The organism is Rhodococcus zopfii NBRC 100606 = JCM 9919, assembly GCF_001895025.1.
GTDB lineage: Bacteria > Actinomycetota > Actinomycetes > Mycobacteriales > Mycobacteriaceae > Rhodococcus > Rhodococcus zopfii.
The window spans coordinates 1-14,951 of the sequence record NZ_BCXI01000067.1; the positions used below are offsets into that span (position 1 = coordinate 1).

Genomic DNA, 14,951 nt, shown 5'->3' on the forward strand with positions numbered 1-14,951 from the left:
TGCTGCAACGGGCTACCGATTGCCCGGTCGACGATGTCGCGTAGCCGATGGTCCTTAGCGTGCAAGTCTCGGCAGACCGGGGCGGCGTGAAGCTGTGCCCGCGAACGGTACGCTGCACCCTACGACTCGCTGTGACCGCATCTCGTAGAACCTTCAAACTGAGCCGATTCGTCTGGCGTATTAACCCGGCTTTGTGGTGAGAAATGGCTTTCCGACGGCCGTGATCATGGGGTTTCCGGATCAATCGGTGACCTCCATGCCGGATTCGTATTCGGCGACATAGCTCCGGACCTCAGCTGAGACGTGCTCCCGGAGGAGATCGGCTAGTCGGTCCGCTGCGGCCGACGTGGACGACTGCGCAGTGCCACCGCCACCATCCGGGCGATGAGAGTGCCCTGACCTACGGCCGGATGTTCCCGGGTTGGTTCCGATGCGTGTCGGAGTTGGTGTGGGTGTCCGCGGCGCCCCGAAACTCGTCGGTGATCACCGGTGCCGGTCCCGGGGCGGCCCGGCAGGCACCGGTCGATCAGTCGACGAGGTAGTGGGCTTCGATGTAGGCGACGGTCGAGTCGTACGGTTCTCCGACGGGTTTGATCCCGAACCGGCGGAACACTGCGGCGGTGGCGCGGCGGGCTCCGCGGTTGCGGGCGTCGGCGTTGTCCCAGGATCGGGCGAGGGTGAGGGTGACGACCTGGTCGATTTCCTCGGCCAGGTTCTTCTCGGTCACGGTCAGGCCTGCGGGTGCGTGGTCGTGGATGATCCGGGAGAGGACTCCGACGTGGTCGTCGTCGAGGACGATCACGGCGTCGTCGGGGTGTTTCTGGGCGTTGACGATCGCGCGGGCGACCCGGAGGGCTTCGGACAGGAAGTCCAGGGCGTCCTGGGAGTTTTGGATGATCCGGTCCCGCAGTTGCCGGATGCGTTCGGCGAGGGCGGTGTATTTCGCCGAGCCCGGTTCGACGCCGGCGTCGAGGGCGGTTTTGATCCGGTCGAGGATTTCCGCTGCCGAGGGCGGCGCCTCGTCCTCGTCCTTGGTTGTTTTGGGGCGTACGAGGGCGAGGAGTTCCTTGAGGACGATCAGGCCTTGGGCGTCGAGAACGAGGGGTTCTTCCTGGCCGGCGACCACGGTGAAGGAGTGCACGTGGGCGTTGATGATCTCGAGGACCATCGGTCCGAGCTCGCCGAGGCGTTCTTTGCGTTCCTCGTCGGTCGATTTCTTGAACAGCGTCGTGTAGACGGACCCGAACAACCCGAACCCGTTCCGGTATTTCGCGATGCGCTTGTCGGTGGTGATCAGCGGATACAGCCGCGCCAACAGCCGGTAGTCCTTCGAGAACACCTCGGCCGCACCGGGATGGGTGTCGAGGAAATTGTTGATCGCGCGTACCGACTCGTAGCCGTGGACGGTCAGGTCCAGGCCGTCGACGTCGGCGAGGAGATCTTCGAGGCGGGCGAAGGTGGTGCGGAACTCGGCGACCAACTCGGTCAGGTCGGTGACGAACCCACCGCCTTTGCCGGTGTCGCCGGCGGTCGGGTCCTGCACGGCGCGTTGGACTTCTTCGGCCAGCCCGATGTAGTCGACGACCACCCCGGAGGTTTTCACGAACCCGGTGGGGGAGACCCAGGTGCGGTTCGGGCGGGTGATGGTCTGGAACAGGTTGTGGGCCTTGAGCGGCTTGTCCAGATACAGCACGCCTTCGTTGGGGGCGTCGAACCCGGTCAGCAGCTTCGCGGTCACCACCAGAAAACACAACGGATCCTCAGGGGCCAGGAACTGCCGCTTCTGCTCCTCTTCCTCGGCTTCGGAGAGCTGATAGGCCCGCATCGCGGGGTCTTCGTTTTTCGCGTCGGAGACCGAGATGTTCACCTCGGCGCGGATCTTCTCGTGCCGGCCGACCTCGGCGAGCACCTGCGCAGTTTCGTACCCGGCGAGGATCTCGTTGAGCTTGTCGGTGTACGCCACGGCGAGTTCGCGGTTGTAGGTGACGACCTGTGCCTTGAGTCCGTTGCGGTAGGCACCTGCGAGGTAGTGGTCCACGATGTCCTGGCACACCGCCTCGATCCGGTCGGGGTTGGCGAACACTGACGTCAGCCGTCCGAACTTGCGCGAGAGCGTCTCCCGGTCCGGGTCGTCGAGGTCGACATCGTCGGCGAACTGGTCGAACTCGGCCTGCAACCCGGCGTCGTCGAGCTCGAACGAGACCGGGTGCGGATCGAGCATCACCGGCACCGTCGCCCCGTCGGACAACGACCGCGACACCGAATACCGGTGCAGCACCCGTCCCGGATCGGACTCGTCCCCGAACAACGCGAACGTGTCGGTCGCCAGGTTGCGGACGGGGGTGCCGGTCATCCCGAAGAACTTCGCGTGCGGCAACGCCGCCCGCATCTGCCCGGCCAACGATTTCGACCGGGACGATTGGGTGCGATGCGCCTCGTCGACCAGGACGATGATGTTGTCGCGGGTCGAGAGGTTCGTGCCGGCGTCGGCGAACTTGTGCACGGTCGTCGAGATCACCCCGCGCACATCGCCGGCGAGCAGCGCCCGCAGCTCGGCGCTGGTGGTGGGCTGGTGGAAGTAGGCATCGCCCATCGCGGAGGTGAACACCCCGGAGGTCTGCCGCACCAGCTGGGTGCGGTCCGACAGCAGAATGATCGTCGGTGACTCGGTTCGGGTATCGGTCAACAACAGCGATGCGGCGAACACCATCAGCAGGGTCTTCCCCGAACCCTGGTGGTGCCAGACCAGACCCTTGGATCCGCCCTCGAGCACCCGCTGGTGGATCAGCCGTGCGGCTTCGAGCTGCGGGTAGCGGGGCAGGTACTTCTTGTCCACACCACCGCCGGAGGTGTCGAACAACGCGAAGTCGGCGAGCATGCCCAGCACGGTCGCGGGATGCAGCAGCAGTTCGACGGAGCGTTGCACATCGGCCTGGCCGGTCAGGTTTTCGTCGTCGGCGGTGGACCGGTAGGGCTGCCACAGGTTCGTCGGCGCCCCGGCCGCCCCGAACCGCAACTTCAGCCCGTCGGAGGCGACGGCGAAGACGTTGGGGGTGAAGAACCACGGGTATTCGGCGGCGTAGACGTCGTTGATCTCCCGGGCGGCATCGGCCCACCCGGATTTCGCGGTCGGGGATTTCACCTCCACCACGACCAGCGGGAGCCCGTTGACCCAGTAGACGAGGTCGAACCGGCGGGAGGTCTTGCCGGGGACGGTGATGGCCACCTCGTCGGACACGACCAGGGTGTTGGCGGCCGGCGTGTCGAAGTCGACGAGCCGCAGGGCGTGCCACACACCGCCCGAGTCCCGGAATTCTTTGCGGCCGCGCAGCAGGTGCAGGACCTGTTCGTTGGCGCGCACGAGGCCGCCTTCGACGGCGTTGACGGTGGCGGTGATCTCCTCGACGACCGTGTCGACGTCGAACCCGTCGATCACCGCGGGGTTGAGCCGGACGATCGCGTCCCGCAGGTGCCCGGTGAGGACGGTCTGGGTGGTCTCGCGTGGCAATGCCCGGCCGGCGGTGTAGGTCCAGCCGAGGGGGATGGACCACTGGATCATGAGGTTCTGGTACTCGCGTTCGCGGATGCCTTTGGCCACGGTTCAGACCTCCGACTCGGCAGATTCAATCTCGATGGTGCGGTCCAGCATGTCCGATACCAGCGCCGCCCGGACTCCACGGAGCCGTGCCTCCTCGTTGCTGAGCGCACGGATTTGGTTGTCCACCGCGCTGGCAACCTCGACGATCCGCTTCTGCACCGACAGTGGAGGCACGTGGATCATCCACGCTTCGAAGTCAGCTTCTTTCCATCGAGCACGTCCCTCGGAACCTGCACGTATGGCACCAATCTGTCGCAGCACCGCTGGTCGCTGGAAGTTGAGAAGTAGGAAACGAGCATCGATTTCCTCGTTGTTCACTTCATAGAGGGGGAACTCGTTCGTTGCCAGGGCGCCATCAAGTTCGGTGGGGACGACATCGAAAGCGCCCTTGTGCGTATCGATCCGGTTGAACGTGAAGTCACCTTCTCGTGCCCGGTAGAGGGATTTTGCCTTGACTGTCTCAGTCGTCACAAGGCCCCGGTCGTAGGCACCTTTGCCGTGCCACCGCACGCCCATCGTGCGGTATTCGATCCCTGGTTGCAGGCGAATGATCTCCTTCCTTTGACGAGCAATCTTCCCCGCAGGTAGATGCCTCCATTCACTCATCAAATCCCTCGATTCCAGCGTCGGAAAGGACAGAGAACATGCGCTGCTCAGTCCTCTGGCGTTCGGTGCGGGCGAGACTGTAGGCGTCGATGAGAGCGCCGAGGTCTTCCTGTTCTACGGCGGCTTGCTTGATGTACCGGCCGATATTGAGGTCGTATCTATTCGCCATGATTTCCGAGGTAGGGACGAATCGCGCTGCAAGTCCGCCCTCTCCATCTGGGTCTGCCGGGGTGCCATCGGCGTCGAATTCAGAGCGGTACGAGGTCACCACGTCGGCGATGTCTGCTTCGGTTAAAACGTTGCGGTTCTTGGCCTTGGCGAATCGCTTAGAAGCGTCAATGAAGAGCACCCCACCTCGACGCTCAGCGGTCTTGGTGCCGGATGCGCGGAATACCAGGGCCGCCGTGGGAATGTCGGTGCTGTAGAAGAGGTTCGCGGGCAGGCCGATGACAGCTTCGAGCAGGTCGTCGTCCAGGACCCGCTGGCGGATGGCTGCTTCCTGGCCGCTACGAAACAGAACCCCGTGAGGCAGGACGACACCGGCACGGCCCTTCTTCGGGTCCATCGATGCGATCATGTGCTGCACGAACGCCCAGTCCGCCGAGGATTGCGGTGCGACGCCGCCCAGAGCGCGCGGGTCGTTGGTCCAGGGCTTCCACTTCAGCGAGTAGGGCGGGTTGGCGAGGATCACGTCGAACTGGGCGACGGATCCGTCCGGCTTGGTGAACCGCGGGTCCTTCAGGGTGTCGCCGACCTCGACCTGGAACTGGGTGAGGTTGTGCATGAACAGGTTCATGCGGGCCACGCCCGCGGTGTCCGCGACGGCTTCCTGCCCGTACAGGCTCAGGGTGTAGCCGCGCCCGCCGCGGGCCTTGAGCAGGTTCGCCGAGGCGATGAGCATGCCGCCGGACCCGCACGTCGGGTCGTACACCGACTCGTGGCCCTGGGGATCGAGGACCTCGACGATCAGCTCGACGACCTCGCGGGGGGTGAAGAACTGACCGGCGCGGGTACCGGACCCGTCGGAGAACCGTTTGAGCAGGTACTCGTAGGCCCCGCCGAGCACATCGTGGGACATGTTGCCCTCGTGCATCTTCGGGGTGCGATCCATCGCCTGCATGACCGCCGTCAACACCTCGGCCGACAGCACCTCCTCGGAGGTCCAGGTCATCGACCCGAACATGCGGGAGAACTTGTCCGGGTTCGCTGTCTCGATCGCTTGCAGGGAGGCGCGGACCCGCTGGCCCAGGCCTGGCTGGGTGATCGTGGCGAGGATCGATGCCCACGAGGCACGACGCTCGGCGACGGTGCCGGGATGAATGACCGGGATCTCGAACGACTGGTAGTCGCGGTACTCGATCTCGTGGGCTTCCTCGGGGGAGAGATCGTCCAGGCCTTCATTGTCGGCCAGGAACTCCTCGTGGTGGTGCTCCCAGGTGTCCGACAGGTACTTCCAGAACATCAACGGGAACACGACCGAGGAATACTGCGCTTCGGGTATCGCCACGCGTAACTCGTCGGCGGCGTCCCAGAGCCGGTTCTCGATCTCCTGCTGGGTCACTGTCATCTGGCGAGGTGTCCTTGCTGGTGAAGGGGGCGGCCCGAAGGTCGCGGTGATTCGGTGCTCACCCTATTTCGGGTGCTCAGCGTAGAGGGAGGCAGGGACGTATTCCGGCCACGGCGGCGTACCGGTCGGAAAAAGATCGTTGATCCCGTCGGCGTCGAGCACGGCATCGCCGGTGGGTTCGGTTCTGCGCTCGGCGATGAGTTGGCCGCGTTCCTTGTGCCGGTGGGCGACCGCTGACCCGGGTGTCAGGTTGGGCCGACGTGGGTGCTGAGTGAGGGGAGGCGTTCCCACTCACGCCCATGCCGGGACGGGGTAAGATGAGGGAAGATGGAGGAAGATATGAGACGGTCCCTTGCAGCGCGTGCCGAGCAGATCGCCGCCGCGGCCCACCGTGGCCAGGTCGACAAGGCCGGTCAGCCCTACATCGCCCACCCCGCGCGCGTCGCAGCTCGAGTGGCAGGTGACGAGAACGCCGTCGCGGCCGCCTGGCTGCACGACGTCGTCGAAGACACCACGGTCACCCTCGCAGACCTCGAAGAATCGTTCCCGGCCGAGGTCACCACGGCGGTCGATGCGCTGACCCGCCGCCCCGACGAAGCCCCGGCCGACTACTACGCCCGCGTCCGGGCAGTGCCGTTGGCTCTGACGGTCAAACTCGCGGACATGGCCGACAACAGCGACCCACAGCGCCTCGCCCGGCTCGACGCCGCCACCAGAGACCGCCTGATCGCCAAATACGCCCGCGCGCGGGCCGAGTTGACCGCCGGTGTGTAGGGCCGAGGACGAAGGTGGCCGCAGATGCACCGATCACCGACGACACAAGGCGACGTCGATCGAGGCACTGCGTCCAGACCCGGCACTGGATCGGCCCGACGTCGACTGGGCCACCGACCCGGCCAGTACCCCGCAGCAGCTGTACGCCGACCATCCGGCCCATGTCGCTGCCCTGGTTGTCGAGACGATGATTGCCGCGAAGCAGCAGGAGGCCGCGATGACCGCTGACGTGCTCGCCGCACTCCCCGACAAGGTCCGGATGCACGGACTCGAGTTCCGGATGAAAAGTCCGGCCTCGCTCGCTCGTAAACTCGCCGACCGCGTCAAGGCCGCGCCGTTCGCCGAACCGGAACGGATCGTCGAGAAGATCACCGACGTCGTCCGCTACACCGCGATCTCCCGGCCCGAGCAGGTCGTCGCCACCGCCACTGCGTTGGCCGCACGCTTGTCCGACCGTCGTTGGACGATCGTCGAGGCCGAACAGTCCTATCTCGACGGCAACCAGTACAAAGGCCTGCACATGCTCGCTCGTCACCCGGGCGGCCTGGCCGCCGAGTTCCAGTTCCACACCGACGCCTCGCAACAGGTCAAGGACGACACCCACCTCGATTACGAGAGAGCCCGCGACACCGGCGTTCCCGCCACCGAGCGGGCCGCGCTGATCGAGAAGATGACCGCCCGCTGGGCGCAGGTCCCCACCCCACCCGGGCTCACGCAGCTGTCCGAGCTCGGCGGTTGCCCGGTCACCCCGAAGAACTACGCACCACGGAAGATGAATCGCGGAAGGGACGCACGATGAGCCTCTACACCGTCAGTTACCTCGGCCAGGATCAGTGGCTCGCCTACGAGGACACCCAGGCCGCCCGGATCTTCGCCTACGTTCCGAATCTCGGCCGGTTCGTGCTGCACCGCCAGCTCGGCCAGGACTTCTACTGGGACAACGAACTCGACTGGACCCCGGTCGACGCCGCGGCCGGCCACGCGCTGGTTGAGGCCGGGCAGCTCGGCAAGCTCGACGGCCGCCGGCACAGCGACCTGCTGAACGAGTTGGCCTCCGAACCGGATCACCGTGCCGTCGACGAGGTGTTCGGTGCCCAGCCGGTGCCCGATCGGACACCGACTCCGCAGGAGTTTGCTACGGCGAAGATCAATGCACTGGCCGCCGCCGCGCCGGGAAAGTGGCTCACTTACAAGGTCTACGACCGCGACAAGCGTAAGGCGGCCAGTGTCGCCGCCCGTGAGTTGCGCATCGGGAAGATCGCCGCGGTCCGCAAGTCCGGTCTGCACATCGAATCCCGCGTCACCTCGACCGTCGATGGTCGCTTCGCTGTGGAGATCGCCCGTACCGCCTGAACAGGGAGCAGGAAACGACACGCCCGCCCTCAGCATGGAGAGCATGCGATCAGTGATCGTGTCGGGCAGGTGGATCGCCGATGTCTTGATCATGCAGCCTCGGGCCGTGCCGCCTGCCTAGGATTGTCTGACGTCGCTGGCACGGGAGCGGCGCCGAGATGGGAAAGAAGGACGAAATGGCGGCGATGACGACGTCCCTTCGGGGACGAGTCAAGAACACCGGCCTGCCGAAGAGCCACGCGCTTCTCCCGCTGCTGGAGGCCGTCGTCAACGGGATACAGGCCATCGACGCGAGGTTCGAGGAGGACCGCTCCCAGGGGCGCCTCGACGTGAGGATCGTGCGTAGCCCGCAGGTGGGGTTCGATCTCGGCACCACCGGCTCTGGGCGTATTCCGCTGGAACCGATCGTCGGGTTCGTAGTCAGCGACAACGGCGTGGGATTCACTGCGGAGAACATGAAGTCGTTCGAGACGCTGGACAGTGACCACAAGTCGGCCGACGGATGCCGCGGCGTGGGACGTCTGCTGTGGCTGAAGGCGTTCAGCAAGGTGGTGGTGAAGAGCACCTACGAGGGCGAGAACGGCACTCTTCAGGGCCGGCAGTTTCGGTTCTCGGTCGAGCGAGAGGTGGAGCTCGTCGAACCAGCCGAGACGTTCGACGACACCGGGACGATCGTCGAGCTGGACGGTTTCGGCGCCGCGTACCAGAAGAGCGCCCACAAGACAGCAGCGGCAATTGCGAGAGAAGTGTTCGAGCACTGCATCTGGTACTTTCTGCGGCCTGGCGGCGCGCCCGAGATCCGGGTCGTCGACGATGGCGAGACCGTCTTACTCAGGGAGCTGATGGACGAGTTTGTCTACTCGGAGATGCCGACGAAGACGATCGAAGTCAAGGGCGAGAAGTTCGACATGGTCAACCTCTGCCTGAAGTCGTCGACCCGCAACCAGACGCCGAAGCTCTACTGGTGCGCCGCGAGCCGTGTGGTGACTGAAGAGAACATCACCGGGAAGGTCCCCGGGCTTTACGGCCGGCTCAAGGACGAGAAGGGCGCGGACTTCACCTACGTCTGCTACCTCGCCTCCGACTACCTCGACGCCAACGTCCGCGCTGACAGGACGGCGTTCGACATCGACGAGACCATCGAGGGAAACACGATCGAGGGTGAGATCACGCTCGCCGACGTACGCACGGCTGTGCTCACCGAGATAGAAGGTCTGCTCGCCGATGAGCTGGCGGCGGCCCGGGACGAGGGTAAGTCGCGGGTTAATGACTACGTCAGCAATCATTCGCCTCGGTACCGACCTCTGCTGAAGCGAATGGAATCGCTGGGGCTGACAGTCGACCCGGCGATGAAGAACACGGAGCTGGAAGCGATCCTTCACCGCGAACTCCGGAAGCTAGAAGCCGAAACCCTCGTCGAGGCCCAGCAGATCTTCGCCGAAGACGGTGCCGAGCGGCCCGCGGACTACCAGGAGCGGCTCGACGAGTACCTGGCGAAGATCACCGACATCAACCAGTCGGACTTGGCGGCGTACGTGGCGCGTCGGCGGGTGATCCTTGAGGTTCTGGCAAAGCTCATCCGCTCGAACGAGGAGGGTAAATACTGCCGCGAGGACGAGATCCACAAGCTGCTGATCCCGATGCGGAAAGACTCGAACGAGATCGGTACGGACGCCTCGAACCTGTGGATCATCGACGAGAGATTGGCCTTCCACGACTATCTCGCGTCGGACAAGACGTTCAACAGCATGCCCATCACCGACTCGAAGTCGACGAAGGAACCGGACATCATCGCCACGCGGCTCGCCGGCAGCGCTGTGCTCGCAGCTGAGCGCCAGAGCGTCCCGCTCAGTTCGATCGTCGTCGTCGAGATCAAGCGCCCCATGCGGACCGACGCCTCCGAGGACAACAATCCTATAGACCAGTGCCTCGGCTACGTGAAGCAGATTCGCGAAGGCGGCGCCAAGACTAGCGATGGCCGACCCATTCCGAAATCGGAGGAGGCGCCAGCGTTCTGCTACATAATCGCTGACCTGACTCCCAAGATGATCGACCGCTGCGAACTCGCGAGTCTGCGTCCGACCCAGGACGGCCTCGCGTACTTTGGGTTCAACGATGCGCGACGGGTGTACATCGAGGTCATCAGCTTCGATGGTCTCGTAAATGGGGCCACGGAACGTAATCGTGCGTTCTTCGACAGGCTAGGACTGCCTGCGAGCAGGTAGTCCTCGGGCGCCGGGCAGATCTGAAACCGCACCGAAGGTGAGTGCGAGCTGAGCTGCTGGCTAGATCCTGTGGCTGTCGGGGGCCCGGCCGGATCGGCGGGGCCTCCCGTGCTGGTGGTCCAGGGCGGCTTCGCGGGGGTTGGTTACTTGGTTGGGCCCTGGGCTCTATAGGCGTTGGCGCACGTCGCGACGAAGCTGACAAGCCCGCCGAGCAGGGTGGCCGCGTGAATCGGCTCGAGGAAGTGGACGAGCATAGGGGTCGAGACAACGATCGCGAGGACGGTGGTCAAGGGGTGTGCGTACCAGCGGAAGAGTCTGTTGCCGCAGGTGTTGTCACCATCGTTCGAGTTCATGATGCTCCAAGAGATAGAAGGCGTACGGGAGGAAGATCGAGGGTCAGAAGGGGTCGGCGCCGGTATCGGAAGCAGGGGGCCAGGAGTTGTCGAAGGGGCTCGCGGCGACGGACTCGTGGTACGTGTCAGCGTCGTTGGCGGCGATCGCGGCTGCGACGTGATTGGTGACGAAGTAGTTCGAGGGCGCGTCGAGGAGGCCCTCGGCGACGCGCGGGATGATCGTGTAGGTGCGGTACCGCGCCAGCCGACTCTGGGCGGCTCCGGCGCTGATCCGCAGTCCACGGGCTGCGTCGGCGACGGTGAAGCCGTGTGAGAGCGCAACGAGAATCGGGCGCACCGAAGCGGGAGCGACGGTAATCAAATGGGACAGTTCGACCCGATTGACAGTGCTGTCCGCGATGTCGGGCAAGGCGAAATCCGCAGTCTGTTCCTCGCACCAGGCCGCGCGGGTGCTCCTCGTGTCCTTCGCCCACTTGTTGAACACATCGTGCTTGTTCATCAAGCAGGCATTGACGAAATAGGTCGGCAACGCCGACCTGGTGCAGTCCCACCCGCCCCTGCTACCGCCTTTTCCAGGAACTTCGGGAAGGTCTTGATGATGAGTTCGCTCGCGAGATAGTGGCGGCTCTCGTGGTCCTTCCGAAGCCACTCGAGGCTGCCCTCGTCGATGTGCAGGAACGGGACACCCTTCGGGCCCTGGTCCTGGATCGAGCCGTTCATCATCATCGTCTGGAGAACAGCGACGGCGTACTCGTACAGCACCTTCATCAGCGCATCGGCCGGCGGGCTCCAGCTCCCACGCACTGTTCGGAGTCCTACCTCGCGTGTCATCTCGACCAGCTCGTGCATCCGGCGCTGATCATCGGCGCGTTCCTCCCGTGACAACATGGGCATACCTATCCTCGCTCGCGCCCGCGGGCACGAGTTCGCCGCGCCTACGGGAAATCCTCCAACACCGGGGAACCGATACTGGTTATCGAGTACCTATGGAAGTCAGCGGCCCGAAGCGCTCGAAAATGTGACAGGCATCACGCTTGATGGTCGGATTGCGCAGTCGCAGGGAGGGGACGGACCCGGGCCGCTAACACGCACGGCCGGAGGGAACCTGCGATCCTGGCGAACTATGAGCGACCTGACGGCAGAGGATTGGGCGGAACGTGACCGTGTGGCTCGCGACGCCCTGAAGGTGAAGGTGCACCCGTTCGGATACGGCAGGTATCCGAAGCGGGGCATGGTCGAGCTCCTCAGAGACGGCGTGCGAATCGGAACCGTCTCGATATCTGAGGAGACCGATTGGCTGATCGAGACCGTCAGGATCGACGTCAAGCCCGAGTTTCGGTTCAGAAAAGACCTCGATGGATACCAGGAACGCTGGGCCTTGTTCCTCATGCAGGCACTGTTCGAGAGCTTCCCCGATCACGAGATCCGCGAGAGCCCTGCGATCAACGACGCTCCGGGTGATCCGTTCGTTGCGCGGGTTCGCGGTGAATATGAGCTCTCGTATCACCTGAGCGGGTGCTTCCAACCGTCCAACGACGGATCGTGTGTGTGCGGCGCGGGACGATCCCGGGCGTAGCCGGTGGTGGTCAGGTCGATTGGACCACCTTCAGCGCTCGTCACCGTGTGTTAGCGGTCATGTAATTCCCCAGGTTGAGCGGTTCGTCGGTCACGTAATTCCTCACCCGGCCGTCACGTAATTCCCCACCCTGGGGCGTGTCTGCCGGGGTTCCGGCGCTGCTGCAGGCCCACTCCTGACTGGGCCACCGACAGGCCCGGGAAGGGGTCTGACGGTGGCAAGGAGAACGTGGACGATGACCGATCTGATGGAGTTGTTCCGGCATTGGCATGCCGGCCGGTCCCAGGTGCAGATCTCGCAGGCGTTGGGGATCGACCGCAAGATGATCCGGAAGTATCTATGTCCGACCGAGGTGTCGGTCTCCAGTCCGTTTCCAAAGACAGGTACGCGCGCGCAGGAGTCCTTCGGTGCACGTCCGGAGTGTGGACGAGGCCGTGGGGCGGATTCGCAGCGGACGAGAGTGATGAGCGGTGGGGCGGGGAGGGCGGGCCTGTTGGGATTTTCCCAATTCCGGGCGTAGGGTGGGCATATGGGTAGCATCGGATCGCGAGTACAAGAGTGCATCCGGAATCAACGCCCGGACGCGCTGCAAAGAGAGGTAGCGGAGAAGATCGGAATGTCGCCCGATGCTCTCTCCCGCGCATTGAACGGCAGTCGTCAGTTCTCCTCGATCGAACTCGCTCGGGTTGCCGACTACCTGTCGGCTGACCTGCATTGGCTCATCACCGGCGTTCCCGATCCGAACCGGCTCACGGTCGCGGCCCGCCATACCGTCGACTTCGAGACCTGGGAACGGAATGTCCCGGGACGAGTCGCGGATGAGCAAACGATCCAAGACATCGCATTGGCATACCGGCAGGCGTATCGAGATCCCGTCGACCTTCACCCGCTGCCTCGGACTGTCGAGGAGGTCCGCCTGGCGCTGGGAGACGAGTTCGTGCGTCCCTTCGCGGACCGCATCGAGCAACGGTTGGAGATCGGCGTTGTCCGGGTAGCCGAACTCTCAACCGCGTACTCGTTCATCGTCGGTGGTCGACGTGTGATCGCAATTCCCGCGACGGGCAATTGGTTCCATGAGAACTTCTCGCTGGCCCATGAACTCGGCCATCTAGTGCTCGGACATCATGACGAGAATCTCACCGAAGACGTCTCGCATCGCCATGAAGAAGCAGCCCAAGATTTCGCGGCCCAGTTGTTGCTTCCGGTCGACGAGGTGAAGGAGGTGAGCTGGGACATGATGAGCGATGCACAACTCGCGGACATCGTGTGGCGGTGGGGTGTCTCCACGAAAGCCCTTGCCCAACGTCTCGCCAACCTCTTCTCATCTGTTCCCTCTCCGGTCGGTCGATGGGCGGCCTCTCCCACGCAGCGACTCCTACGGCGGCACCTGGCGATCGATCCCCATGACGATGAGATCACCCGACGAATGGATGAAGCATCGTCGCGACGGTTCCCGCTGGATCTCCGAGAAGCTCATCTCAATGGCATTGCCGCCGGCATCCTCGGAAAGGGAACGTTGGCGTGGATGCTGGGCATCGCCCCTGATGGGCTGGATGTTGACGCGCCCGACATCCCGGAGGTCGGCTCCGACGATCTGGCACTCGCGTTGGGACTGTGAGTCAGGTGGCCATCCTGCTTTTTCCAGACAACACGGTGCTCATCAACTTCGCGCTGATCAGCAGGATGGATCTTCTGGAACGGCTTACCGGTGGCAATAGCGCCTGGTGCGCAACTGTGGCGCAGGAATGCCGGACATCGGCAACCTATGACGGGCTCGCAGCGCTTGGTGAGGCACCTCGAATCTTCGGTGCCCCTTTGTTTCCCGACACAGCGGAGCTTCAAGACACGAGAGTGTTGCGGGAGGAACTTGCGAATCCCGGTGAGAGTCAGACGATGCACTTAGGGGAAGCCGAAACTCTCGCGATCATGCTTCGGCGGCGGGTGGACGGCCTCTTCGTCACCGACGACCGTGAAGCACAGCGGCTCGCTACAACGAACGGTGTGAGAGTCGCGACGACTTGGGGCTTGTTGAAAGCGGCATACAGGAGCCTTCGTGCTGTCGATGCTGACACGCTTTGGGGATATGTCCAGACGCTGCGCTCCAATCAGCGGGGTACGCCGCCTGGCGTTTACGATCGTCCATCCTTCAATAAGTGGTTGGGCTCGTAAGGATCGTTCCACCGACTTCGCCGCCGCCCGCCCCTGGACACGGGCGCCGCGCGCTCTAGGCCCGTGAGTACCTGTTCACCGTCGTTCCCTACGACCAGTGCATCGACCGCTGACCCGACGCCGACGTCGGGTTCCTTCTGACTGGCGATCTGCGGCACCTCGGCCTCGACTGGCACGACATCGACCGCTGCCCTGTGGACGGTACTGCGACGGTGATCGAGTTGGAGCCGACGGAGGTGTCCACGCACAGCGCGACGGTGAACGTGCCCGCTGACAACTTCGACCGGGGAAGCGTCTACCTCGGATGCGCTGGGGTCGCTCGCGTTGTGGGGCCGGCGGGTGCGTGTGGGGGTGGGGGTGTCGGCGTGTGGTGGGCTCGCACAGGGCTCTGTCGATGCCGGTTTTGGGCGTTTTTTGAATCATGTTGTGCTGCAACATATGTCGTTAAATAAGTTGGTGTGCAGTGGTGTTGAGTGATTTTGCGCATCTGACTATCGGTGTTGTGTCGTGTTCTGTTGAGGGCGTGTGTATTTCGGTTTTCTCGGTTTCGTGTCGTGTTCGGGTGTGTAGGTGTGGTGGGGTATGATGGGTGAATGACATGGGGACGGGTTGAGAGCGACGGGGCGGGTCGGACTGCGGCGCGCGCAGCGCGTCCCCGTCTCTCGTTCGGGTGGGGAGGGGTTGACGGCGTGTCGTTGAATTATGTTGGTGAGACTGTTATTTCGGTTCG

General features: G+C 64.0%; 13 protein-coding genes. 7 read left to right on the forward strand and 6 right to left on the reverse strand.

Annotation, left to right across the window (positions count from 1 at the left end; translation table 11 throughout):
- Positions 1–526: 526 nt before the first annotated feature.
- From RZ1_RS28045 to RZ1_RS28055, 3 genes are read right to left on the reverse strand one after another with little or no spacing between them, the layout of a single operon-like run.
- Entirely contained in the window at positions 527–3,598 is a 3,072-nt protein-coding gene (locus RZ1_RS28045; RefSeq protein WP_072816080.1) for a type I restriction endonuclease subunit R, read from the reverse strand.
- A 3-nt stretch (positions 3,599–3,601) separates the two neighbouring features.
- On the reverse strand, positions 3,602–4,204 hold the full coding sequence (locus tag RZ1_RS28050) for a restriction endonuclease subunit S (RefSeq protein ID WP_139282040.1): 603 nt from the start codon (positions 4,202–4,204) through the stop codon (positions 3,602–3,604).
- On the reverse strand, positions 4,197–5,771 hold the full coding sequence (locus RZ1_RS28055; RefSeq protein WP_072816083.1) for a type I restriction-modification system subunit M: 1,575 nt from the start codon (positions 5,769–5,771) through the stop codon (positions 4,197–4,199). Before RZ1_RS28055 ends, RZ1_RS28050 begins: the two co-directional genes overlap by 8 nt.
- 339 nt (positions 5,772–6,110) lie before the next feature.
- Here RZ1_RS28055 and RZ1_RS28065 point away from each other — a divergent pair, with 339 nt between their 5' ends.
- The 4 genes from RZ1_RS28065 (at position 6,111) to RZ1_RS28080 (ending at position 10,123) form a co-directional block, all read left to right on the forward strand.
- On the forward strand, positions 6,111–6,545 hold the full coding sequence (locus RZ1_RS28065; RefSeq protein ID WP_072816086.1) for an HD domain-containing protein: 435 nt from the start codon (positions 6,111–6,113) through the stop codon (positions 6,543–6,545).
- Positions 6,538–7,344, forward strand: a complete 807-nt coding sequence (locus RZ1_RS28070; protein WP_072816088.1) for a hypothetical protein — start codon at positions 6,538–6,540, stop codon at positions 7,342–7,344. The genes RZ1_RS28065 and RZ1_RS28070 overlap by 8 nt, the downstream gene beginning before the upstream one ends.
- Entirely contained in the window at positions 7,341–7,898 is a 558-nt protein-coding gene (locus tag RZ1_RS28075) for a hypothetical protein (RefSeq protein ID WP_072816090.1), read from the forward strand. Before RZ1_RS28070 ends, RZ1_RS28075 begins: the two co-directional genes overlap by 4 nt.
- A gap of 158 nt (positions 7,899–8,056) precedes the next feature.
- A complete protein-coding gene (locus tag RZ1_RS28080; RefSeq protein WP_238072120.1) occupies positions 8,057–10,123 on the forward strand; it encodes an ATP-binding protein in 2,067 nt (688 codons plus the stop codon).
- Between the two features lie 143 nt (positions 10,124–10,266).
- Here RZ1_RS28080 and RZ1_RS28085 read toward each other — a convergent pair whose 3' ends face one another.
- Genes RZ1_RS28085 through RZ1_RS28095 form a run of 3 tightly spaced genes read right to left on the reverse strand, consistent with a single transcriptional unit; the run spans position 10,267 to position 11,370 of the window.
- Positions 10,267–10,476: a hypothetical protein gene (locus RZ1_RS28085; protein WP_072816091.1), complete on the reverse strand. Its 210-nt coding sequence runs from the start codon at positions 10,474–10,476 to the stop codon at positions 10,267–10,269.
- A gap of 43 nt (positions 10,477–10,519) precedes the next feature.
- A complete protein-coding gene (locus RZ1_RS28090) occupies positions 10,520–10,975 on the reverse strand; it encodes a hypothetical protein (protein ID WP_072816093.1) in 456 nt (151 codons plus the stop codon).
- Positions 10,975–11,370 (reverse strand): hypothetical protein, encoded by a 396-nt coding sequence (locus tag RZ1_RS28095; RefSeq protein WP_072816094.1) that lies wholly within the window; start codon positions 11,368–11,370, stop codon positions 10,975–10,977. Before RZ1_RS28095 ends, RZ1_RS28090 begins: the two co-directional genes overlap by 1 nt.
- A gap of 229 nt (positions 11,371–11,599) precedes the next feature.
- Between RZ1_RS28095 and RZ1_RS28100 the strand changes: the two genes are divergently transcribed.
- From RZ1_RS28100 to RZ1_RS28115, 3 genes are all read left to right on the forward strand, one after another.
- Positions 11,600–12,052, forward strand: coding sequence for a hypothetical protein (locus RZ1_RS28100; protein ID WP_139282041.1), 453 nt, complete (start codon positions 11,600–11,602; stop codon positions 12,050–12,052).
- 529 nt (positions 12,053–12,581) lie between these two features.
- Positions 12,582–13,670, forward strand: a complete 1,089-nt coding sequence (locus tag RZ1_RS28110; RefSeq protein WP_072816099.1) for an ImmA/IrrE family metallo-endopeptidase — start codon at positions 12,582–12,584, stop codon at positions 13,668–13,670.
- 5 nt (positions 13,671–13,675) lie between these two features.
- Positions 13,676–14,221 carry a PIN domain-containing protein gene (locus RZ1_RS28115; protein ID WP_072816102.1) on the forward strand — a complete coding sequence of 182 codons (546 nt, stop codon included), beginning with the start codon at positions 13,676–13,678 and terminating at the stop codon, positions 14,219–14,221.
- Positions 14,222–14,951: the final 730 nt, after the last annotated feature.

Bases quoted from the DNA above. Each gene is read 5' to 3' on its own strand.
- RZ1_RS28095 (WP_072816094.1), bottom strand. From the start codon at position 11,370: ATGCCCATGTTGTCACGGGAGGAACGCGCCGATGATCAGCGCCGGATG.
- RZ1_RS28110 (WP_072816099.1), top strand. From the start codon at position 12,582: ATGGGTAGCATCGGATCGCGAGTACAAGAGTGCATCCGGAATCAACGC.
- RZ1_RS28100 (WP_139282041.1), top strand. From the start codon at position 11,600: ATGAGCGACCTGACGGCAGAGGATTGGGCGGAACGTGACCGTGTGGCT.
- RZ1_RS28085 (WP_072816091.1), bottom strand. From the start codon at position 10,476: ATGAACTCGAACGATGGTGACAACACCTGCGGCAACAGACTCTTCCGC.
- RZ1_RS28090 (WP_072816093.1), bottom strand. From the start codon at position 10,975: ATGAACAAGCACGATGTGTTCAACAAGTGGGCGAAGGACACGAGGAGC.
- RZ1_RS28075 (WP_072816090.1), top strand. From the start codon at position 7,341: ATGAGCCTCTACACCGTCAGTTACCTCGGCCAGGATCAGTGGCTCGCC.
- RZ1_RS28065 (WP_072816086.1), top strand. From the start codon at position 6,111: ATGAGACGGTCCCTTGCAGCGCGTGCCGAGCAGATCGCCGCCGCGGCC.
- RZ1_RS28055 (WP_072816083.1), bottom strand. From the start codon at position 5,771: ATGACAGTGACCCAGCAGGAGATCGAGAACCGGCTCTGGGACGCCGCC.
- RZ1_RS28080 (WP_238072120.1), top strand. From the start codon at position 8,057: ATGGGAAAGAAGGACGAAATGGCGGCGATGACGACGTCCCTTCGGGGA.
- RZ1_RS28050 (WP_139282040.1), bottom strand. From the start codon at position 4,204: ATGAGTGAATGGAGGCATCTACCTGCGGGGAAGATTGCTCGTCAAAGG.